Origin of the sequence: Thauera sp. (assembly GCF_034003485.1) — a bacterium.
GTDB lineage: Bacteria > Pseudomonadota > Gammaproteobacteria > Burkholderiales > Rhodocyclaceae > Thauera.
The window spans coordinates 46,051-66,989 of the sequence record NZ_JAVEYL010000005.1; the positions used below are offsets into that span (position 1 = coordinate 46,051).

The following is a 20,939-nucleotide window of genomic DNA, read 5'->3' on the forward strand; positions in this document are numbered from 1 at the left end:
CATGTACGCAGAACGCGTCCTATCCGGCATGCGCCCCAGTGGCCGGCTCCATCTCGGCCATTACCACGGCGTCCTCAAGAACTGGGTCAGGCTGCAGGAAGAGTATCCCTGTCTGTTCTTCGTCGCCGACTGGCACGCGCTGACCACCCACTACGACACCCCCGAGGTCATCGAGAACAACGTCTGGGAGATGCTCGTCGACTGGCTCGCCGCAGGCATCGATCCGGCGCAGTCGACGCTCTTCATCCAGTCCCATGTGCCCGAGCACGCCGAACTCCACCTGCTGCTGTCGATGATGACGCCGCTCGGCTGGCTCGAGCGCGTGCCGACCTGGAAGGAGCAGCAGGAGAAGATCGAGGGGCGCGATCTCTCCACCTACGGCTTCCTCGGTTACCCGCTGCTGCAGTCGGCCGACATCCTGATCTACCGTGCCAACCAGGTGCCGGTTGGCGAAGATCAGGTGCCGCACGTCGAGATCACGCGCGAGATCGCGCGCCGCTTCAATCACCTTTACGGTCGCGAGCCCGGTTTCGAGGACAAGGCGAAGGATGCCGTGCGCAAGCTCGGTGCCAGGCGTGCGCGCATGTACCACGAGCTGCGTACCCGCTTCCAGCAGGAGGGTGACGAGGATGCGCTCGAGCAGGCCAAGGCGCTGCTCGACGAGACGCAGAACCTGTCGCTCGGCGACCGCGAGCGCCTGTACGGTTACCTCGAGGGTAGCGGCAAGATGATCCTCGTCGAGCCCGAGGCCCTGCTGACGCCGGCCGCGCGCATGCCTGGGCTGGACGGACAGAAGATGTCCAAGTCCTACGGCAACACCATCAACCTGCGCGAGGATGCCGACAGCGTCACGCGCAAGGTCCGCACCATGCAGACCGACCCTGCGCGCATGCGCCGCACCGACCCGGGCGAGCCCGAGCGCTGTCCGGTGTGGCAACTGCATGCGATCTATTCGGACGAGAGCACGCTCGACTGGGTGCAGAAAGGCTGTCGCAGCGCCGGCATCGGTTGCCTCGAGTGCAAGCAGCCACTGCTCGAATCAATCCTCGGGGAGCAGGAAGGACTGCACGAGCGCGCCCAGCCCTACCTCGACGACCCGACGCTGGTGCGCAGCATCATGGCCGACGGCTGCGAGCGTGCGCGCAAGATGGCGCAGGAAACCATGCGTGACGTGCGCGAGGCCATGGGCCTCGACTACGGTTGAGTTCCGCCTCGAGCGGGATGGAAGGGCGGGGGGCGCGATGAACATGCCGCTGGATCTGGCGCCGGTCGACGCGACCGTGCCGCTGGATGTGCTCGCGCGCATCTATGGCGAGCCCCTGCTCGAACTGCCCAAAGACCTGTATATTCCGCCCGATGCGCTGCAGGTGATCCTCGAAGCCTTCGAGGGGCCGCTGGATCTGCTCCTGTACCTGATCCGCAAGGCCAACCTCGATGTGCTCGACATCCCGATGGCACCGCTGACCGCGCAGTATCTCGTGTATGTCGAGGCAATGCGTGAGACACATCTCGAGCTGGCCGCCGACTATCTGCTGATGGCCGCGATGCTGCTCGAGATCAAGTCGCGCATGTTGCTGCCGCGGCCACCGCGCGAGCATGCCGAAGAAGAAGATCCACGCGCCGAGCTGGTGCGCCGGCTGCTCGAATACGAGCAGATGAAGCTCGCCGCCGCCCGACTCGACGGCCTGCCGCGCGTTGAGCGCGATTTTGAATGGGTGGGTGTGTTCGTCGCCGAGAAGGTTGTCGAACGCCTGCCCGAAGTGAGTCTGCACGACCTGCAGCTTGCGTGGCTGCGCATCATGAAGAAGGCGCGGCTCAACCAGAATCATCGTGTGGGACGCGAGCAGCTTTCGGTGCGCGAGCACATGACTGCGATCCTGCGCAAGCTTGGTGACGGCAGCTTCGTGATGTTCGACGCGCTGTTCGACGTGAAGCTCGGTGCCTCGGGCCTGGTGGTGAGCTTTCTCGCCGTGCTCGAGCTGGTGAAGGAAAAACTGGTCGAAGTGACCCAGAACGAGGCCTTTGCGCCGATCTACGTGAAACTGGCAGATGGAACCAGCAACGACGCCTGAGGCTTACCTGCGCATCGTCGAAGCGGCACTGCTCGCCACACCTTCGCCGCTGCCGGTATCGGAGCTGCGCAAGCTGTTCGACGAGGACCCGGGACCGGATCTGGTTCGCCGCCTTCTCGATGCCTTGCGTGCCGAGTGGGCTGCTGCGGGCCGCGGCGCGGAGCTGGTGCAGCTTGCGAGCGGCTGGCGTTTTCAGACCCGGCCCGAATACCAGGTCTATCTGGACCGACTGAAGGAAGAAAAACCGCCTCGCTACTCGCGTGCGGTCATGGAAACGCTGGCGATCATCGCTTATCGCCAGCCCGTCACCCGCGGTGACATTGAGGATATCCGCGGCGTGGTGGTTTCGCCTAACATACTGAAAGCATTGGAATCACGCGGTTGGGTCGACGTCGTCGGCCACCGTGACACCCCCGGGCGGCCGGCCTTGTTCGCCACCACCCGGCGCTTCCTCGATGAAATGGGGCTGCGCAGCCTGACCGAGTTGCCAGCGCTCACCGAAATCGAAAAAATCATGGACCTAGTTGATGCCTCCCAAACCGAACCGGCCGCTGCGCCCGCCCCTGAAGAAGAAGTCTGACGCGATCGAGATCCTCGACCGCGACCCGCGCGAGCGCCGCGGAGCGGACGCATCACGCGAAGAGGATGTCCAGTCCAGCAGCAAGGACGCCCACCTCGACCTCGAGGCGCGCGGGCCGCGCACACCCCGCGCGCCGCGTGGCGCGGGTGTGGCGCCTGCACCGCGCCGGCCGCGCGTCGAGGGCGATGCGGCGCGTCACCCCGACGCGCGCCGTTCCGCGCCCGGCCAGGCCGAGCGTGGCGAACGTCCTGCGCGCGGCCGCGCCCAGGACGGAGGACGCACTGCGCCGACCACGCTTGCCGAACCGGAGCGCCTGCAGAAGGTGCTCGCCCAGGCTGGCGTCGCCTCGCGGCGCGAGATCGAGGAATGGGTGGTGGCCGGGCGCATCCTGGTCAACGGTCTGCCGGCTTCGCTCGGGCAGAAGATCGGCCCGGGCGATCGCGTCAAGGTCAACGGCAAGCTGATCCCGCTGCGCTTCACCCAGCGCTCGCCGCGCGTGCTGATCTACCACAAGCCGGAGGGCGAGATCGTCTCGCGTGACGACCCGGAAGGTCGGCCCACCGTGTTCGAGCGTCTGCCGCTGCTGCGCAAGGGTCGCTGGCTGGCCGTCGGGCGACTGGACTTCAACACCTCCGGGCTGCTCCTGTTTACCAATGACGGTGATCTGGCCAACAAGCTGATGCACCCGCGCTATGAACTCGAGCGTGAGTACGCGGTGCGTATCCTCGGCGAGTTGACCGAAGAGCAGGTGAAGTCGCTTACCGAGGGTATTCAGCTCGAGGATGGCCTGGCGAAGTTCAACCTGCTGCGTGACGAGGGCGGCGAGGGCGCTAACCACTGGTACCGGGTGACGATCTCCGAGGGGCGCAATCGCGAGGTGCGGCGGATGTTCGAGTCCGTGGGGCTCACCGTGAGCCGGCTGATGCGCGTGCGCTACGGTAGCGTCGAGTTGCCTGCTCGCCTCAAACGCGGCATGTGGATGGAGATGCCCGAGGCCGAGGCCTGCGCGCTTGCCGGCCTGCCGCCGCCGCAACAGAGCCGCGAACAGGATGAGCGTGCCAAGCGCCCGGTCAAGCTGCATCGCACCCAGCCACGCTTCGGGAGCAAACCGCGCTGATCGCCCGTCGTGTCGGTGGTGGCGCGATGTTGCGCCGTCGGGCCTGACGACTGTTTTCCGCCATCGTTGGCGCGAACGCCCTGCCTGCAGCAAGCGTTTGCCCGGCCGGCGGTTTTCGCGCTATACTTTTGCGGCTTTGATGGATGGATTTCTGCACTGCGTGCGTCGTGCTCGCCCCGAAAACATCGGTGGCAGGTAGGCGCCGGGTGTGTCGATTCCTGTCCGTCATGCGGTTGTGGCCAGCGCGGGTTTCCTGCAGGAACAATTGTTTGATGGGCGTTTCGCCCATTTTTTATTTGTGGCGCTCGATGTGGCGCCGGTCGTCGAGTGTTTGAGGGGCAGGTCGAGTACATGCGAGCGGATGTCGAGCAACTGATCGAGCAGGTGGTGACAGGTCTGGGATACGAGCTCGTGGATATCGAGTTCTCCCCCAAGGGACGGCTGTTGCGCGTGTTTCTCGACATCGAGCGCGGCATCATGGTCGATGACTGTGCCACGGTGAGCAACCAGTTGCAGCGCGTGTTCGAGGTCGAGAACATCGATTACGACCGTCTCGAGGTGTCCTCGCCCGGTCTCGACCGTCCGCTCAAGAAGCTGGCCGATTTCGAACGCTTTGCCGGCGAGCAGGCGCAGCTTCGTCTGTCGCTGCCGGTCGGCAATCAACGCAATTTCGTGGGCGTGATCGAGGGCGTGCGTGACGGCGCGGTGGCGCTGCGCACCGAGAAGGGCGAAGTGCTGCTGCCCTTTGGCGACATCGAGAAGGCGCGCCTTGTACCCCAATTTTGAGACTGTGGATGTGGAGGTTTTACTGAAATGAGCCGCGAAATTCTGCTGCTTGTCGATGCGTTGGCGCGCGAGAAGAACGTCGCCAAGGACATCGTTTTTTCCGCGCTCGAAACCGCCTTGGCCTCTGCGACCAAGAAGCGCATCCACGACGACGCCGACGTGGTCGTGTCGATCGACCGCGAGACCGGTGACTACACATCGAAGCGGCGCTGGCTGGTGATGCTCGACGAAGAAGTTACCAACGATGAGGCCGAGATGGGCATCATCGACGCCCGAGAGCTGCGTGCGGACGTGCAGATCGGCGATTACATCGAGGAGGAACTCGAGCCGATCGACTTTGGCCGCATCGGCGCCCAGGCCGCCAAGCAGGTCATCCTGCAGAAGATCCGCGATGCCGAGCGCGAGCAGGTGCTCAACGACTTCCTCGAGCGCAAGGAATTCCTCGTCTCCGGCTCCATCAAGCGCATGGAGCGTGGTAGCGCGATCATCGAGGTCGGCCGCATGGAAGCGGTGCTGCCGCGCGATCAGCAGATTCCGCGCGAGAACCTGCGCGTCGGCGACCGCGTCAAGGCCTTCCTGTTGCGTATCGACCGTGGCGCGCGTGGCCCGCAGCTCGTGCTGTCGCGCACCGCCCCCGAATTCCTGATGAAGCTGTTCGAGCTCGAGGTCCCCGAGATCGAGGACGGCCTGCTCGAGCTCAAGGCCTGCGCCCGCGATCCCGGCCTGCGCGCCAAGATCGCGGTCAAGTCCAACGACCAGCGCATCGACCCGATCGGCACCTGCGTCGGCCTGCGCGGTTCGCGCGTCACCGCGGTGCGTAACGAGATCGGTGGCGAGCAGATCGACATCATCGTGTGGTCCGCTGATCCCGCCCAGTTCGTGGTTGCCGCGCTGCAACCGGCCGAGGTGGTCTCCATCGTCGTGGACGAGGAGGCGCATGCCATGGATGTGGTGGTGGATGAGAACAACCTCGCCATCGCCATTGGTCGGAATGGCCAGAACGTCAAGCTGGCCTCCGAGCTCACCGGGTGGACGATCAACCTGATGAGCGAGCAGGAGTCGGCCGAGAAGACTGCGCAGGAACAGCAGGGCCTGCGTGCCCTGTTCATGGCAAAGCTGGATGTGGACGAGGAACTCGCCGACATTCTCATCGACGAGGGTTTCTCCTCGCTCGAGGAGGTGGCCTACGTGCCGCTGACCGAGATGCTGGAGATCGACGCCTTCGACGAGGACACGGTCAACGAACTGCGCAACCGTGCGCGGAACGTGCTGCTGACCGAAGCGATCGTGACCGAGGAGCAGTTGGAGAACGTTTCCGACGACCTGCTCAACCTGGACGGCATGGAGAAGTCCCTCGCCGCCAAACTGGCCCAGCAGGGCATTCGTACCCGCGACGATCTGGCTGACCTTGCGGTCGACGAGCTGGTCGAAATGGCCGGGATCGACGAAGAAAGAGCCAAGGCGCTGATTTCCGTTGCGCGCGCCCATTGGTTCGAAGAATGATGGGAGGGCAGTAATGGAACAGATGAGCGTGACCCAGTTTGCCGGCGAACTGAAAATGCCGGCCGAGGTGCTGCTCGAGCAGTTGAAGCGTGCGGGTGTCGAAAAATCCGGCCCCACCGACTTGCTCACCGAACAGGACAAGGCGCGGCTGCTTGAGTATCTGCGGCGCTCGCATGGCGACAGCCAGCCGAAGGGCAAGATCACCCTTACGCGCAAGGAGACGAGCGAGATTCGTGCGACAGACTCGACTGGACGTGCGCGTACGGTGCAGGTCGAGGTGCGCAAGAAGCGAACCTTCGTCAAGCGCGATGAGGTGGCCGAATCGGTCGTTGCGACGGACGCCGCCGTTGAGGCGCAGCTTCCGGCCGAGGACGTACCGGCGCCGATCGAGCTGGCGCACGAAGCCGTGTCTGCGGCGCCCGTGCTTGAAGAGCCTGTGGTTGAAGAGCCCGTGGCGGAGGCGCCTGTCGCCGAAACGTCACCGCTCGAGGTCGCTCCGGTCGAGGTCGAGGCGCCTGCTGTCGTCGAGCCCGCAAAGGCCGAGGTCACAGTGCCCGAACCCGTTGTGTCCGAACCGGCTCCGGCTGCTGCCCCCGAGGCTGCGCGGACTGCCAGGCGCGCTGCCGGCGCGGCACCTGCCGCGCCCACGGTGACGACCGTGCTCAGCAAGCCGCGGCCGCTGTCCGAGATTCTCGGTGAGAGCGAGATCGCTGCGCGCAAGCGCGACGATGAGCGCCAGCGTGCCTTGAAGGAACGTCAGGCTGCCGACCTGCGCGCTCGCCAGGAGCGCGACGCAGCATCCCGTGCTGCGGCGGATGCGCGCAAGGCCGAGGAAGAGGCACGCCTGCGTGCCGAGCAGCAGAAGAAGGAAGAGCCCGCGAAGGTCGCCAAGCCGACCACCGGTACGCTGCACCGTCCGGCAAAGACCGAGGACAAGCCCGCCGCGCGCGAAGCCAAGCGCAGCACGGCCCCTGCCCCTGCACGCGAGGCTGAAGGCGCTGGCAAGCGCCGTGGCGGTCTGAAGACGCGTGGCGAGGTCGGTGCAACCACCGGCAGCAACTGGCGCGGTGCCGGCAAGGGTGGCGGTCGTCGTCACCATCAGCAGGACGACCGCTCGTCCTTCCAGGCGCCCGCCGAGCCGATCGTGCGTGAAGTGCATGTGCCCGAGACCATCACCGTGGCCGATCTCGCCCACAAGATGGCGGTCAAGGCGACCGAGGTCATCAAGGTCCTGATGAAGATGGGCACGATGGTCACCATCAACCAGGTGCTCGACCAGGAAACCGCGATGATCATCGTCGAGGAAATGGGGCACGTGGCACTGGCGGCCAAGCTCGACGATCCCGACGCCTTCCTCGAGGAAAACGAAGCGCACAAGGACGCCGAAGTACTGCCGCGCGCGCCGGTGGTCACCGTCATGGGTCACGTCGACCACGGCAAGACCTCGCTGCTCGACTACATCCGCACCGCGAAGGTTGCGTCGGGTGAATTCGGCGGCATCACCCAGCACATCGGTGCCTACCACGTGCAAACCTCGCGCGGCATGATCACCTTCCTCGATACCCCGGGTCACGAGGCCTTCACGGCGATGCGTGCCCGCGGTGCGAAGGCGACCGACATCGTCATCCTGGTGGTCGCGGCCGACGACGGCGTGATGCCGCAGACGCGCGAAGCGATCCACCACGCCAAGGCAGCCGGTGTGCCGTTGGTGGTGGCGATCAACAAGATCGACAAGCCCGACGCCAACGCCGAGCGCGTCACCCAGGAACTGATCGCCGAGTCGGTGATTCCCGAGGCCTACGGTGGCGACACGATGTTCGTGCCGGTGTCGGCAAAGAAGGGGACCGGCATCGACGAACTGCTCGAGGCCGTGCTGCTTCAGGCCGAGGTGCTCGAACTCACCGCGCCCAAGGACACGCCCGCCAAGGGCCTGATCATCGAAGCGCGCCTGGACAAGGGGCGTGGTCCGGTGGCGTCGCTGCTGGTGCTGTCGGGTACGCTGAGGAAGGGCGACGTCCTGCTCGCCGGCGCCACCTTCGGTCGTATCCGCGCGATGCTCGACGAGAACGGCAAGCAGATCGACGAAGCCGGTCCGTCCATTCCGGTCGAGATCCTCGGCCTGTCCGACGTGCCCTCTGCGGGCGACGAGGCGATCGCACTCGCCGACGAGAAGAAGGCGCGCGAGATCGCGCTCTTCCGTCAGGGCAAGTACCGCGACGTCAAGCTCGCCAAGCAGCAGGCTGCCAAGCTCGAGACGCTCATGGACCAGATGTCCGAGGGCGAGGTCAAGAGCCTGCCGCTCATCATCAAGGCCGACGTGCAGGGTTCGCAGGAAGCGCTGGTGCAGTCGCTGCAGAAGCTTTCCACGGACGAAGTCCGCGTCAACGTCATCCATGGCGCGGTCGGCGCGATCAGCGAGTCCGACGTCAACCTGGCGCAGGCCTCGGGTGCGGTCATCATCGGCTTCAACACCCGTGCCGATGCCGGTGCGCGCAAGCTGGCCGAGACCTTCGGCGTCGATATCCGCTACTACAACATCATCTACGACGCTGTCGATGAGGTGAGGGCCGCGCTGTCGGGCATGCTTGCACCGGAGAAGCGCGAGGAGGTCACCGGTCTGGTCGAGATTCGCCAGGTGTTCACGATCTCCAGGGTCGGCTCGATCGCGGGCTGCTACGTGCTCGAAGGCGTCGTGCGCCGCAACTCGCACGTACGCCTGCTGCGCAACCACACCGTGCTGTGGACTGGCGAGCTCGAGTCGCTCAAGCGCTTCAAGGATGACGTCAAGGAAGTCAAGTTCGGCTACGAATGTGGCCTGCAGCTTCGCAACTACAATGACATCCACGAAGGCGATCAGCTCGAGGTCTTCGAGATCAAGGAAGTGGCGAGGACCCTGTAAGCGATGCCCAAGGAGTATTCCCGCAGCCAGCGCGTGGTGGAGCAGATCCGCCGCGAGCTGGCCGAGTTGATCCGGCTCGAGGTGAAAGACCCCCGAGTCGGATTCATCACGCTCACTGATGTCGAGATCACGCCCGACTACGCCCATGCCAAGGTGTTCTTCACCAACATGACGGGCGAGGGCGACGTGCCCGAGATCCTGCAGGGCCTGCGTCGGGCGAGTGGGTTTCTGCGCCGCGAGCTTGGCCGTCGCATCCGCATCCACACCATTCCGGAGCTGCACTTCCACTATGACCGTTCGGTGGAAGAGGGATCGCGCCTGTCGCAACTGATCGACACGGTCGTGCGCGAGGATGAGGCGCGGCAGCAGGACGAGCCTGGCGACGGCACGGATGCCGTCGACAAGGACGATGACGGACAGCCCCGGGGCTGAACTCGGGGCGTCGGCGCAGCAGCGCCCCAGGCGCCCGAAGCAGCCGCAGCGCAAGATCATCCGGCGCATCGTTGACGGCGTGCTGCTGCTCGACAAGCCCACCGGCATGAGCTCGAACGGCGCGCTGCAGGCTGCGCGCCGCCTGCTCAACGCGGCCAAGGCAGGTCATACCGGGACGCTGGACCCGATGGCGAGCGGGCTCTTGCCGCTCACCTTCGGTGAGGCGACCAAGTTTTCGCAGATGCTGCTCGATGCCGACAAGACCTACGAGGCGGTCGTGCAGCTTGGCGTGGAGACCGACAGCGGTGATGCCGAGGGGGCGGTGACTGCTACCTCGCCCGTCGCGCTCACTCAGGCTGATGTCGAAAAGGTGCTCGCGCGCTTTCGAGGAGAGCTCGCGCAGGTGCCACCGATGTATTCGGCGCTCAAGCGCGACGGCAAGGCGCTGTACGAATATGCGCGCGAAGGTATCGAACTCGAGCGCGAGCCGCGTCGGGTGACGATCCACGCGCTCGATCTGCTCGACTTCGCGGGCGACCATTTCACGATCCGCGTCCATTGCAGCAAAGGTACATACATTCGCAGCCTGGCGATGGACATGGGTACGGCGCTCGGTTGTGGCGCGCACCTTTGTGCGCTGCGGCGCACGGTGATCGGTGCGTTCGACCTGAGCGAGGCGGTCACCCTGGCGCAGCTCGAGGCGCTCGGCGAGGGCGATCGCGACGGGCTGCTAGCGCCGGTCGATGCCCTGGTGGCCGAGTACCCGGCGCTGACGCTGGACGCAGACGCGACGCGCGCGCTGCTTCAGGGGCGCGTACTGAGCGAGCCGCGCGGAGAGTCCGGCGCGTCGGTGAGGGTTTATGGGCCGACCGGTTTTCTCGGCCTGGGCCGCTGGCAGGACGACGGCCGGCTCGCGGCGCGCCGCCTGATCGCCACTGCACCAGAGCTGCTGGTGGCATGCGGATGATTTTGATTGAATTCATGCCGCGGGTTTGGGTATAATCCGCGGCTTCTGATTGGCAGAAAAACACGAGTAAAGACACACATGGCTCTTGATACCGCATCCAAGTCGAAGATCGTCTCCGACTTCCAGCGCGCCCAGGGCGACACCGGTTCCCCGGAAGTCCAGGTTGCGCTCCTGACCGCCCGCATCAACGGGCTTGCCCCTCACTTCAAGGAGCACGGCAAGGATCACCATTCCCGCCGTGGCCTGCTGAAGATGGTCAGCCAGCGCCGCAAGCTGCTGGACTACCTCAAAGGCAGCAACGCTGACAGCTACCGCACTCTGATCGAGCGTCTGGGCCTGCGCAAGTAATTGCAGTCCGTGACGAGTCCGACAGCGCCGATCAGGGCGAAGTAAGCCAGCAAAGCCGGTGTGTGCCCCTGCGGCCGCGCCGGCTTTTTGCTATCTGCGGCGCCCTGTCCGCTGGCCTGTCGACGTCGTCTTTCCGTGGTGTCGCGCTGCCCGCTCGGGCGGCCCGCCACAAGCAGTTGTAGTTCGCTGCATCAACCGAAAAAGGGAAAATACCTTGCCTACCGCAATCAAGAAAACCTTCGCCTACGGCGCCCACACCGTCACGCTCGAAACCGGCGAAGTTGCACGCCAGGCCGGCGGCGCCGTCATCGTCAGGATGGATGAAACCGTTGTGCTGGCCACCGTGGTCGGCGCCAAGGAAGCCCGTCCTGGCCAGGACTTCTTTCCGCTCACCGTGGACTACGTGGAGAAGTTCTACGCTGCGGGCCGCATCCCGGGTGGTTTCTTCAAGCGTGAAGGTCGTCCGACCGAGAAGGAAACGCTCACCTCGCGCCTGATCGATCGTCCGATCCGCCCGCTCTTCCCCGATGGCTTCATGAATGAAGTGCAGGTCATCGTCACCGTACTGTCGCTCGACCCCGAGATCGACTCCGACATTCCGGCGTTGATTGGTGCTTCGGCTGCGCTCGCAATCTCCGGTTTGCCGTTCAACGGCCCGATCGGCGCTGCACGTGTCGGTTACCTCGACGGTCAGTACCTCCTCAACCCGACCGCGACCGAACTCCAGTCCAGCCAGATGAACCTGGTGGTGGCTGGTACCCAGACCGCTGTGCTGATGGTCGAGTCCGAAGCCAAGGAGCTGCCCGAAGACGTGATGCTCGGCGCCGTGGTGTTCGGTCACGAGCAGATGCAGACTGCGATCAATGCCATCAACGAGCTGGTCGAGGTCGCCGGAAAGCCCGAGTGGAACTGGCAGCCCGCGCCCGCCAACGAGCCGCTGATCAACAAGGTCACCGAACTCGCCAAGGCCGAGATGGAAGAGGCCTTCCGCATCACCAGCAAGCAGGAGCGCTCGACCCGCCTGGCGGAAATCCGCAGGCGCGTGATCGGCCAGCTCACCGAAGGCGTGGAGAACGCGCCGTCGGTCGGCGAGCTCAAGGACATCTTCTTCAACCTCGAGTCGGGTATCGTGCGTAGCCGCATCCTCAATGGCGAGCCGCGCATCGACGGGCGAAACACCCGCACTGTCCGTCCGATCGAGATCCGTACCGGCGTGCTGCCGCGCACCCACGGCTCCGCGCTGTTCACCCGTGGCGAGACCCAGGCCCTGGTCGTGGCCACGCTCGGTACCGGGCGTGATGAACAGATCATCGACGCGATCGCCGGCGAGTACCGGGAGCGCTTCCTGCTGCACTACAACTTCCCGCCGTTCTGCACCGGCGAGACCGGCCGCTTCGGCATCACCAAGCGCCGCGAAGTCGGCCACGGCCGCCTGGCCAAGCGTTCGCTGGTCGCCATGCTGCCCAAGCCGGAAGAGTTCTCCTACACAGTGCGCGTGGTTTCCGAGATCACCGAATCCAACGGCTCGTCGTCGATGGCCTCGGTGTGCGGGGGTTCGCTCGCCATGATGGACGCCGGCGTGCCGCTGAAGAACCACGTCGCCGGCATCGCGATGGGCCTGATCAAGGACGGTAACCGCTTCGCAGTGCTGACCGACATCCTGGGCGACGAGGACCACCTCGGCGACATGGACTTCAAGGTCGCCGGTACCGAGAACGGCATCACCGGCCTGCAGATGGACATCAAGATCCAGGGCATCACAAAGGAGATCATGCACGCGGCGCTCGAGCAGGCCAAGGAAGGCCGCCTGCACATCCTCGGCATCATGCAGCAGTCGCTGAGCAGCAGCCGTGGCGAGGTCTCCGAGTACGCGCCGCGCATGATCAACATGAAGATCAACCCGGAGAAGATCCGTGACGTGATCGGCAAGGGTGGTGCCGTGATCCGCGCGCTGCAGGAAGAGACCGGCACCGTGATCGAGATCGAGGACGACGGTTCGATCAAGATCTCTTCGGTGAGCGCCGAAGGTGCGCAGATCGCCAAGGCCAAGATCGAGGCGATCACGGCCGAAGTCGAGGTCGGCAAGATTTACGAGGGTCCGGTCGTGCGCCTGCTCGACTTCGGCGCCATTGTGAACATCATGCCGGGCCGTGACGGCTTGCTACACGTGTCCCAGATCGCCAACGAGCGTGTGAATAACGTTGCGGACTACGTGAAGGAAGGCCAGGTCGTGCGAGTGAAGGTCCTCGAGACCGACGAGCGCGGCAAGATCCGCCTGAGCATGAAGGCGCTGTTGAACGAGAACGCTGGCTGAAGCAAATGGCGGGCCTCGGCCCGCCGCGCGCTGCGATGCCTTCGCAACAAAAAAGGACGCATGCCGCGTCCTTTTTTGTTGCCTGTGTCGGGGCATGCCCCGGCCGCGTCCGGCGTGCAGGTTTCCCGGCCGTAGCCGGGCAGGGCGGATTACTTCGCGACCTGACGCTCGCGCATCTCTTCCAGGGTCTTGCAGTCGATGCACATCGTCGCGGTCGGGCGGGCTTCCAGGCGCTTGAGGCCGATCTCCACGCCACAGCTGTCGCAGTAGCCGTATTCGCCGTCTTCGATGCGGCCGATCGCCTCGTCGATCTTCTTGATGAGCTTGCGCTCGCGGTCGCGGTTGCGCAGCTCGAGCGCGATGTCGGATTCCTGGCTGGCGCGGTCGTTGGGGTCCGCGAACACGGTGGCTTCGTCCTGCATGGTGTGAACCGTGCGCTCGATGTCATCGACGAGCTCGCCCTTGAGCGAGTTCAGGATCGCGCGGAAGTGGGCCAGCTGCTTTTCGCTCATGTATTCCTCGCCGGCTGCAGGTACGTAGGGCGGGAATTGCTTGTGCAGGGTATCGTCGGCCATGGATCAGCTTCCGTAGGTGGTAAATGAAGAGAGCCGACTTAATAGCAGAATCGGCCTTGAGCGGCAAGCCGAGCGTTGGCCGAGGCGTGTGCGCTGTCGTGGCGGACGGGGCTTTCGAGCCGACCCTTGGCGCCGCGCGGGCTCCGATGATGAGCGCGAGTGCTCAGGGCCCCGCCCGGCGGCCGCCGAACTGAAGAAGCAGATCGCAGGTCCGACCGCCCGCAAACCAGCGCGAGACCACGCGAGGGCCGCCTCCGTTAGCGCTTCGCTCAGCGGGCAGGAAGGTGAATTCGGTAGACACCGGCCTGTGCTGTACCGACCAGGCCTGCATGGCGCCCAGCGTCGCAGCCAGGCTTGCAGCGAAATCAGCGCCGTACGCGCGGCACGCTTCTGCATCCGCAAGCCTGACACCTGCGTTGCCCGCCGGTGTGGCGAGGATCTCCTCGATGCGGCCTTGCGTGTCGGCCATTGCCATCACCGACATCGGCTGACCGGCGACCTCGAGCACCACCGTGATCTGGTCACGCTCGTCGCAGCCCGGACCAACCATGGCGGCGGCGGGATCCAGAGGCACCGTCTGCCGCGAAGCTTCCACGAGCGACACGCCCAGCACCAGTGGCCCGATACCGCTGGCCGACAGTTGCACCGAGGCTGACGGTGGCGCGGCGAGGGCGAGCGCTGTGGACGCCAGCGCCAGACCAAGGAGGGCGACAGAGCAAGCGAAGGGGGCGACATGCTTTCGCGGTCGCAGTACGCTGTCGCCCCCAGCGGACTTCGGCAGATTCATTCGCCGAGGATCACCCCGCAGAAGTGGCGCGGTCCCGCCCCGCCGATCGGTTGCGTTACATGGTCGTCGCGGTTTTCGTGGATCACCAGTGCCGCACCATCGGCGTCGAGGATCGCGGGTCTGTCGCCTGCACCCCCAAGGCTGGCGAAGGTGGTGAAGAACTCGGCTTCGACGCTGCCATCGGGATGCACGAAGAGGTTCGGCAGATCGCCCGCGTCCGGACCCTCCGCGTTCATCAGCCCATGCGGCTTTGCGCCCGGATTCAGGTGACCCTTGGAGGCGACGAAGCCCGCCGCGCCGTCGTCACAGGTGCCGACGCTGTGGATGTGAATGGCCTTGGGTCCGGGCGGCAAGCCTTTGGCCGAGATGTGGATCAGCACCCCATGCGGGCTTTCGGTCAGTGTCGCCTTGCCGACTGTGGCGCCCCCGCGGTCGACGATCGGCGCGCTGGCGCGCTCGGCGGCAAGCACAGGCGTGCTGATGATTGCCGCTGCGAGGGCAAGGGTTAGCAGGGAACGTGTCTCCATGTCGTGGTCTCCTTTTTTGGAATGGATACAGCACCTGAAGCATAGGTGATTCGCAAGCCAAAGAGGGTATGGATCTGTGCTGCTGCCGTTCTTTCGTGCCCGGAGAGGGGATGGATTTCTGGTGTGGACGGTGGCGAGGGCTTAACATCGCGATTGGTCCGAAACGGAGAATTCCATGGCTTCCTCCCCCGACAGTGTCAGCATGGCGCTGTTCTGCGACTTCGAAAACGTAGCCCTCGGCGTGCGGGATGCGAATTACGACAAGTTCGACATCAAGCGTGTGCTCGAGCGGCTGCTGCTCAAGGGCAGCATCGTGGTCAAGAAGGCATACTGCGACTGGGACCGCTACAAGAGCTTCAAGGCGGCGATGCACGAGGCCAACTTCGAGCTCATCGAGATCCCGCACGTGCGCCAGTCCGGCAAGAACTCCGCCGACATCCGCCTCGTCGTCGACGCGCTCGACCTGTGCTACACCAAGTCGCATGTCGACACTTTCGTCATCATCAGTGGCGATTCGGACTTTTCGCCGCTGGTGTCCAAGCTGCGTGAGAACGCCAAGCAGGTAATTGGCGTCGGGGTGAAACAATCGACCTCCGACCTGCTGATCGCCAATTGCGACGAATTCATCTTCTACGACGATCTCGTCCGCGACAGTCAGCGCGCCGCGGCCAAGCGCGAGGCGCGGGATAATCCGCCCCCGGTGAGCAGACGTTCGCCAGAGGAGGAAAAGCAGCGCCGTGAAGAGATGGAGGCCCTTCGGGGCAAGGCGATCGACATCGCGGTGGAGACCTTCGAGGCGCTGCTCGCCGAGCGCGGCGAGAGCGGCAAGATCTGGTCGTCGATGCTCAAGGAGGCGATCAAGCGTCGCAAGCCGGACTTCAACGAGAGCTACTTTGGCTTTCGCGCTTTCGGCAATCTGCTCGAAGAAGCGCAGAGCCGCGGCCTGCTGGAGTTGGGACGTGACGAAAAATCGGGCACTTACGTGACCCGACCCGGGCCGGGCATGGGGCTGACCGAGCCTTACGCCGCGCCGAGAGAGCCGCGAAGCGTCGAGGTGCCCGAGGGGGGCGCAGACACGCATGCGGAGGGTCCGAGCGGTATCGCAGCCGCGGAGCCCGCTGCACGTGGCGGGCGCCAGGCCGGACGGGGGGCGCGTCGGCGCGGGGGCAAGGCGGTCGAGACCGAGTCGCTGGTCGTGCAGGCCGCGTCGGTCGCCGAAGCGGCTGAGAATGCCCCGCGCCTGGAGGAGGCCGGGCACGAAGTGGTGCAGGCTGAGTCTCGCGGTGCGGAGCGGCCCGAGCCCAGCCTTGCTGCCGAACCGGCCGATGCTGCGCCGAAGTCCAGAGGCGGACGTGGCCGCGGCCGCGGCGCGGCGGTCAAGGCTGACGCGGCGCCTGCTCCTGCGGCGGCGGTGCCTGTGCCGCCGGCGCCCGAGCCCGAGGCTGCGCAGGGGGGGCGGTCCGATGAGGTGTCTGCTGACCGGCGCGGTGCCAAGCGCGGCAAGCGTGGCTCGGAGCGGTCCGGGCGCGAGCCGGCGCAGTCCGTTGGCAACACGGGGGTGGCCGAGACGAGGCTGCCGGAATCCGAGGTGTCCGAGACGAAGGAGCCTGGGACGAGTGCGGCGGAAATCGCCGCAAAGGTCGGCCGCGCAACGAAGAAGGCCAGGGCAGCCCAAGCGACAGTCGCTTCGCCGCCGCCCCCCGAGACAGTCGGTAGCGAAACGGGTGAGGTCCGCAACGACGAGCCCGCTGCTGCCCGCAAGGCGCCGCCGCGAGCCCGTCGCCCGCGCAAGCCCAAGACCGACGCCAGCGAGTGAGCATGGCGGGTGCCTGGCCGTATCCGCGCTGGATTGCCCACCGGGGCGCGGGTCGGCTGGCGCCGGAGAACACGCTTGCCGCCTTCGCGCTCGGTCATGCGCAGGGTTATCGCATGTTCGAGTGCGATGTGCGGCTGAGCGCGGACGGGCATCCCTTCCTGCTGCATGACGACCGCCTCGAGCGCACCACCGATGGTGCGGGTGAGGCGCTCGCGCTGAGCTGGGCGGCGCTCTCGCGCCTGGATGCGGGGGCCTGGCACTCGCCGCGGTTCGCGGGTGAGCGCCTGCCGACGCTGGGCGCGGTGCTGGCCTTCTGCGCGCGCCATGACTGCGCGCTGAACGTCGAGCTCAAGCCCGCACCCGGCGACGCCCGGCGCACGGGCGCGGTCGTGGCCGCGCGGATTGCGCGTGAATGGGCCGGCGCGTTGCCGCCGCTGCTCACGTCCTTCGACACGTCCGCGCTCGAGGCCGCAGCCGCAGCCGCACCGGCCCTGCCACGCGGCCTGCTGCTCGAGCGCTTCGCGGCCGGCTGGCGTGAAACCGCGCAGTGCCTGGGCTGTGTGGCCGTGGTGGCCGAGCAGCAGGCATGGACGCCCCAAACCGCGACGGCGGCGCGCAGCGCAGGCCTGCACACGCTCGCATACACCGTCAATGACGACGCCCAGGCCTCGCGCCTGCTGGCATTGGGCGTGGACGGCCTCATCACCGATCGCGTCGATCATTTTCGCGCCTGAAGTCGTGCGCGCAGGGCGGTGCCCGGAACTCGCCGCGGCGCGCAGGCTCTACCGCTGGTTACTTTCCTTGGCTCGATCATCATGTCCTTACGTTCAAGGTTTGGCGCGTTTGCGCTGGTGGGCACCGTGGCCGCGTCCCTTGCCGCGCCGGCATTCGCGCAGGCAGGAGACGCCTCGCAATGCCTCGTTCCGGGGGGCTGGGCGCGGGCCGACGGCGTGGCGCCGCAGGTCGTGGACGGCGCCGGGCTGCTTGCGGCCATGGCGCAGCGCGCGGTCGTGTTGCTCGGCGAGCAGCACGACGACATGGATCATCACCGCTGGCAGTTGCAGACGCTGGCTGCCTTGCACGCGCAGCGCGCGCACCTGGTGATCGGCTTCGAGATGTTCCCGCGCCGGGTGCAACCGGTGCTCGACCGCTGGGTGGCCGGTGAGCTCACCGAGTCCGAGTTCCTCGCGCAGAGCGAGTGGAACAAGGTGTGGAGCATGCCGGCGGAGCTCTATCTGCCGCTGTTTCACTTTGCGCGCATCAACCGGATTCCGATGCTGGCCTTGAACATCGAGCCCACGCTGACGCGTGCCATTGCCGAGAAGGGGTGGGCGGGCGTCTCCGAGGCCCAGCGCGAGGGCGTGGGACAGGCCGCGGCGGCGCTCGCGGCCTACGAGGATTTCCTTTTCGAGATCCATGAGCAGCACGCGCTTGCGCGCGGGAAGTCGGCCGCCAAGACGGCGCGCAGCGATGCAGGATTCCGCAACTTCGTCGATTCGCAGCTCGCGTGGGACCGTGCGATGGCCGAGGCCGTGGTGGCGGGGCGCCAGCGTCATGCGAGCGCCGATGGGGCTCTGCCGCTGGCGGTGGCGATCATGGGCAACGGGCACGTGCGCTACGGCCATGGGGTTGCGCATCAGTTGCGTGACCTGGGAGAGCACAGCATCGGGCAGTTGATGCCGGTCGGCGCGGATACCGCGTGTGGTGAGCTTAGCGCGGGGCTGGCGGATGCGGTGTTCGCGGTGCCGGTCGCGCGCCAGAGTGCGCCGCCGCCGCCGCGACTGGGCGTTGCGCTGGAAGAACATGCCAAGGGTGTGCGCATCGCCGAAGTCACCCCAGGCAGTCTGGCCCAGCGGAGCGGGCTACGGCCCGACGACATCATCACCGAGGTGGCCGGCAAGCCCGCGAAGCGGCCGCTGCACCTCATCGCCGCTGTGCGCCTCCAGCCGGGTGGTACCTGGCTCCCGCTCAAGCTGCAGCGGGGCGGGGAATCGGTCGAGATGGTGGTGCGTTTCCCTGTCGAGCGTTGAGATGCGGCGCTCGGGCGTGTTGCTGGAGACGGCAGGGGGCGCTGGCGCCCAACGGACATTCGGGGACGGCCTGCGGCGCCAGGGTTGGCGCCTGTTGCAGGTCGTCATGCTTGCGCTGATTGGTGCGGGCGCGGTGCAGGCGGCGCCCGGCCTGGTACTCGATGTCGTCCTCGACCCGGAATCGAGGCGGCTCGAGGTCGAAGCGGAACTCCGGCCGGCGCAGCGCGACTTCGAGTTCGTGCTTCACGAGGCGCTGCAGCCCCAGGACGCGAGCATCGACGGGCGCACGGTCCGCGTGCGCCCGGCGGGGCGGCGTGACGCCTGGCGCGCCTGGCGGGTCGAGGTCCCGCAGGGGGCGACGCTGAAGCTGCGTTACGCCGGGACGCTGCCAGCGCTCGAGCGCGAACGTGACCACCGCGGCGTGCTCCAGGGCATGCCGCCGATGGCCTCGCCCGAGGGCAGTTACCTGCCGGCTGGGGCAGGGTGGTATCCGCGCCCGGCGGCGTTGTTTTCGTATCGTGTGAGCCTGAGCGTGAAGGGCGGCCAGCGTGCGCTGGTCGCGGGGCGGCTGGAGGACGAAAGCCTGCCTGCAACGCCGGCCGATCCCTACCGCGCGCGCTTCGCCTTCGATCAGCCGACCGACGGCATCGACCTGATGGCCGGGCCGTGGGTGGTGCGCGAACGTCGCGTGGTGCAGGCCGATGGTCGGCCATTGCGGCTGCGCACCTACTTTCCCGCCGCGCTCGATCAGGTTGGGGGCCTGGCTGACGCTTATCTTGCCGACAGCGAGGGTTACATCGAGCGCTACGGCGCGCTCATCGGCGCCTATCCATTCACCGAGTTCTCGGTGGTGGCCAGTCCGCTGCCGACCGGTTTCGGCATGCCGACGCTGACCTACATCGGCGAGCAGGTGCTGCGTCTGCCCTTCATCCGTGCCACTTCGCTGGGCCACGAGATCCTGCACAACTGGTGGGGCAACGGCGTGATGGTGGACTACGCCCGCGGCAACTGGTCCGAGGGGCTCACGACCTTCATGGCCGATTACGCGTACAAGGAAGCCGAGTCTCCGGCCGGCGCGCGCGAGATGCGGCTCGGCTGGCTGCGCGATTTTGCGGCGGTTCCGGCGGGCAATCACCAGGCGCTGGCCGATTTCCGCTCGCGCACCCATGGGGCGGCTGCTGCGGTGGGGTACGGCAAGGCTGCGATGGTGTTCGTGATGCTCCGTGATGCCATCGGCGAGGACGCCTTCGCGCGCGGGATCCGCCTGTTCTGGGAGCGGGAGCGCTTTCGGGTCGCGGGCTGGGCGGAACTGCAGCAAGCCTTCGAGGAGACGTCGGGACGCCCGCTGGAAGGCTTCTTCCGTCAGTGGCTGACGCTGCGCGGTGGCCCGGCGCTGAGGCTGGAGCGGGCGCAGTTGCTGGCGGCGGGTGCCTCGGCGGGGAAGAGCGGCGCGGTCGTTCCGCAGCAGCCGGAGGTGCCCGGTGCCGAGCGCTACCGACTTCGTCTCGAACTCGTGCAGCCGCAGCCTGCCTACGCGTTGCGCGTGCCCCTGCAACTGACCGCGGGCGAGAGGCAGGAAACGCGCTGGGTCGACATCGATGGCGAGCACGCAGGGGTCGATCTGAATGTCGACTTTGCGCCGGCCGAGGTGCGCCTCGACCCCGACCTGCGCCTCTGGCGCTTGCCGGATTCCGCGCAACTTCCGCCCATCCTGCGCCAGTGGATCGTCGCGCGCGCGCCGCGGCTCGTGATCGCCGACGCCTTGCCAGCCCTCGGGCGGGCGGGAGATGCGGGCGTGATCGATGCGGCCGGTGCGCTCGCGCGCCGGCTATTCGAGCGCCCGCCGGCGCGCAGTGACGCCACCGCACTAGGTGGCGGGAACGAGCCGGTCTTGCTGGTGGGCACGCATGACGCGGTTTCGCGCGTGCTGCAAGGCGCAGGCCTGCCTGCTGCAGCCGAAGCCATGCCGCCGGGCGGCGAGGTGCGCGTGTGGACCGCGCGCGCTGGGGGTGGTCCGCCGCTGGCCGTGGTGGAGGCAAAGGACGCCGCCGCCCTGCAGGCCATCGCGCGTCCGTTGCCGCATTACGGCAGCCAGAGCTGGTTGGTGTTCGATGGTGGCCGGGTGCTCGCCCGGGGTGTCTGGGATGCGCCTGGTCCGGCGGTGGCGGTGGAACGCTGACCATGCG

The 20,939-nt window shown here is 66.5% G+C and carries 18 protein-coding genes; 15 read left to right on the plus strand and 3 right to left on the minus strand.

What is annotated here, in order from left to right:
• Window position 1 precedes the first annotated feature (1 nt).
• From RBT54_RS03860 to pnp, 11 genes are all read left to right on the plus strand, one after another.
• Window positions 2–1,204, plus strand: a complete 1,203-nt coding sequence (locus tag RBT54_RS03860; RefSeq protein ID WP_320364286.1) for a tryptophan--tRNA ligase — start codon at window positions 2–4, stop codon at window positions 1,202–1,204.
• A gap of 37 nt (window positions 1,205–1,241) precedes the next feature.
• Window positions 1,242–2,072, plus strand: a complete 831-nt coding sequence (locus RBT54_RS03865) for a ScpA family protein (protein ID WP_320364288.1) — start codon at window positions 1,242–1,244, stop codon at window positions 2,070–2,072.
• The gene (gene scpB, locus RBT54_RS03870) at window positions 2,050–2,652 is read left to right on the plus strand and encodes an SMC-Scp complex subunit ScpB (RefSeq protein ID WP_320364291.1); all 603 of its coding nucleotides are present in this window, start codon (window positions 2,050–2,052) and stop codon (window positions 2,650–2,652) included. The genes RBT54_RS03865 and scpB overlap by 23 nt, the downstream gene beginning before the upstream one ends.
• Entirely contained in the window at window positions 2,600–3,769 is a 1,170-nt protein-coding gene (rluB, locus tag RBT54_RS03875) for a 23S rRNA pseudouridine(2605) synthase RluB (RefSeq protein ID WP_320364293.1), read from the plus strand. Before scpB ends, rluB begins: the two co-directional genes overlap by 53 nt.
• A 351-nt stretch (window positions 3,770–4,120) precedes the next feature.
• On the plus strand, window positions 4,121–4,555 hold the full coding sequence (gene rimP / locus RBT54_RS03880; protein ID WP_320364295.1) for a ribosome maturation factor RimP: 435 nt from the start codon (window positions 4,121–4,123) through the stop codon (window positions 4,553–4,555).
• Window positions 4,556–4,582: 27 nt separating this feature from the next.
• Window positions 4,583–6,058, plus strand: a complete 1,476-nt coding sequence (gene nusA, locus RBT54_RS03885; protein ID WP_320364297.1) for a transcription termination factor NusA — start codon at window positions 4,583–4,585, stop codon at window positions 6,056–6,058.
• A gap of 13 nt (window positions 6,059–6,071) precedes the next feature.
• Window positions 6,072–8,957 carry a translation initiation factor IF-2 gene (gene infB / locus RBT54_RS03890; protein ID WP_320364299.1) on the plus strand — a complete coding sequence of 962 codons (2,886 nt, stop codon included), beginning with the start codon at window positions 6,072–6,074 and terminating at the stop codon, window positions 8,955–8,957.
• A 3-nt stretch (window positions 8,958–8,960) separates the two neighbouring features.
• Window positions 8,961–9,389, plus strand: coding sequence for a 30S ribosome-binding factor RbfA (gene rbfA / locus RBT54_RS03895; RefSeq protein WP_320364301.1), 429 nt, complete (start codon window positions 8,961–8,963; stop codon window positions 9,387–9,389).
• Window positions 9,367–10,356, plus strand: a complete 990-nt coding sequence (truB, locus tag RBT54_RS03900) for a tRNA pseudouridine(55) synthase TruB (protein ID WP_320364303.1) — start codon at window positions 9,367–9,369, stop codon at window positions 10,354–10,356. The genes rbfA and truB overlap by 23 nt, the downstream gene beginning before the upstream one ends.
• 78 nt (window positions 10,357–10,434) lie before the next feature.
• Window positions 10,435–10,704, plus strand: coding sequence for a 30S ribosomal protein S15 (rpsO, locus tag RBT54_RS03905; RefSeq protein ID WP_320364305.1), 270 nt, complete (start codon window positions 10,435–10,437; stop codon window positions 10,702–10,704).
• Between the two features lie 214 nt (window positions 10,705–10,918).
• Window positions 10,919–13,018, plus strand: coding sequence for a polyribonucleotide nucleotidyltransferase (gene pnp / locus RBT54_RS03910; protein WP_320364307.1), 2,100 nt, complete (start codon window positions 10,919–10,921; stop codon window positions 13,016–13,018).
• 149 nt (window positions 13,019–13,167) lie between these two features.
• Here pnp and dksA read toward each other — a convergent pair whose 3' ends face one another.
• The 3 genes from dksA to RBT54_RS03925 form a co-directional block, all read right to left on the minus strand.
• The gene (gene dksA / locus RBT54_RS03915) at window positions 13,168–13,593 is read right to left on the minus strand and encodes an RNA polymerase-binding protein DksA (RefSeq protein ID WP_320364309.1); all 426 of its coding nucleotides are present in this window, start codon (window positions 13,591–13,593) and stop codon (window positions 13,168–13,170) included.
• 163 nt (window positions 13,594–13,756) lie between these two features.
• Window positions 13,757–14,380, minus strand: a complete 624-nt coding sequence (locus RBT54_RS03920) for a hypothetical protein (RefSeq protein ID WP_320364311.1) — start codon at window positions 14,378–14,380, stop codon at window positions 13,757–13,759.
• Window positions 14,377–14,907, minus strand: coding sequence for a superoxide dismutase family protein (locus RBT54_RS03925; RefSeq protein ID WP_320364313.1), 531 nt, complete (start codon window positions 14,905–14,907; stop codon window positions 14,377–14,379). Before RBT54_RS03925 ends, RBT54_RS03920 begins: the two co-directional genes overlap by 4 nt.
• A gap of 175 nt (window positions 14,908–15,082) precedes the next feature.
• Here RBT54_RS03925 and RBT54_RS03930 point away from each other — a divergent pair, with 175 nt between their 5' ends.
• The 4 genes from RBT54_RS03930 to RBT54_RS03945 all read left to right on the plus strand — a co-directional run bounded on the left by RBT54_RS03930 (window position 15,083) and on the right by RBT54_RS03945 (window position 20,932).
• Window positions 15,083–16,723: an NYN domain-containing protein gene (locus tag RBT54_RS03930; protein WP_320364315.1), complete on the plus strand. Its 1,641-nt coding sequence runs from the start codon at window positions 15,083–15,085 to the stop codon at window positions 16,721–16,723.
• A gap of 2 nt (window positions 16,724–16,725) precedes the next feature.
• Complete coding sequence (ugpQ, locus tag RBT54_RS03935) at window positions 16,726–17,457, plus strand: glycerophosphodiester phosphodiesterase (RefSeq protein ID WP_320364317.1); 732 nt, start codon at window positions 16,726–16,728, stop codon at window positions 17,455–17,457.
• Between the two features lie 81 nt (window positions 17,458–17,538).
• Window positions 17,539–18,753 carry a ChaN family lipoprotein gene (locus RBT54_RS03940; protein WP_320364319.1) on the plus strand — a complete coding sequence of 405 codons (1,215 nt, stop codon included), beginning with the start codon at window positions 17,539–17,541 and terminating at the stop codon, window positions 18,751–18,753.
• A 106-nt stretch (window positions 18,754–18,859) separates the two neighbouring features.
• The gene (locus RBT54_RS03945; RefSeq protein WP_320364321.1) at window positions 18,860–20,932 is read left to right on the plus strand and encodes a M1 family metallopeptidase; all 2,073 of its coding nucleotides are present in this window, start codon (window positions 18,860–18,862) and stop codon (window positions 20,930–20,932) included.
• The last annotated feature ends 7 nt before the right edge of the window (window positions 20,933–20,939 follow it).

Bases quoted from the DNA above. Each gene is read 5' to 3' on its own strand.
- ugpQ (WP_320364317.1), top strand. From the start codon at position 16,726: ATGGCGGGTGCCTGGCCGTATCCGCGCTGGATTGCCCACCGGGGCGCG.
- dksA (WP_320364309.1), bottom strand. From the start codon at position 13,593: ATGGCCGACGATACCCTGCACAAGCAATTCCCGCCCTACGTACCTGCA.
- RBT54_RS03945 (WP_320364321.1), top strand. From the start codon at position 18,860: ATGCTTGCGCTGATTGGTGCGGGCGCGGTGCAGGCGGCGCCCGGCCTG.
- RBT54_RS03865 (WP_320364288.1), top strand. From the start codon at position 1,242: ATGAACATGCCGCTGGATCTGGCGCCGGTCGACGCGACCGTGCCGCTG.
- truB (WP_320364303.1), top strand. From the start codon at position 9,367: ATGACGGACAGCCCCGGGGCTGAACTCGGGGCGTCGGCGCAGCAGCGC.
- RBT54_RS03940 (WP_320364319.1), top strand. From the start codon at position 17,539: ATGTCCTTACGTTCAAGGTTTGGCGCGTTTGCGCTGGTGGGCACCGTG.
- infB (WP_320364299.1), top strand. From the start codon at position 6,072: ATGGAACAGATGAGCGTGACCCAGTTTGCCGGCGAACTGAAAATGCCG.
- RBT54_RS03920 (WP_320364311.1), bottom strand. From the start codon at position 14,380: ATGAATCTGCCGAAGTCCGCTGGGGGCGACAGCGTACTGCGACCGCGA.
- rpsO (WP_320364305.1), top strand. From the start codon at position 10,435: ATGGCTCTTGATACCGCATCCAAGTCGAAGATCGTCTCCGACTTCCAG.
- RBT54_RS03860 (WP_320364286.1), top strand. From the start codon at position 2: ATGTACGCAGAACGCGTCCTATCCGGCATGCGCCCCAGTGGCCGGCTC.
- rluB (WP_320364293.1), top strand. From the start codon at position 2,600: ATGCCTCCCAAACCGAACCGGCCGCTGCGCCCGCCCCTGAAGAAGAAG.
- rimP (WP_320364295.1), top strand. From the start codon at position 4,121: ATGCGAGCGGATGTCGAGCAACTGATCGAGCAGGTGGTGACAGGTCTG.
- RBT54_RS03930 (WP_320364315.1), top strand. From the start codon at position 15,083: ATGGCTTCCTCCCCCGACAGTGTCAGCATGGCGCTGTTCTGCGACTTC.
- scpB (WP_320364291.1), top strand. From the start codon at position 2,050: ATGGAACCAGCAACGACGCCTGAGGCTTACCTGCGCATCGTCGAAGCG.
- rbfA (WP_320364301.1), top strand. From the start codon at position 8,961: ATGCCCAAGGAGTATTCCCGCAGCCAGCGCGTGGTGGAGCAGATCCGC.
- RBT54_RS03925 (WP_320364313.1), bottom strand. From the start codon at position 14,907: ATGGAGACACGTTCCCTGCTAACCCTTGCCCTCGCAGCGGCAATCATC.
- nusA (WP_320364297.1), top strand. From the start codon at position 4,583: ATGAGCCGCGAAATTCTGCTGCTTGTCGATGCGTTGGCGCGCGAGAAG.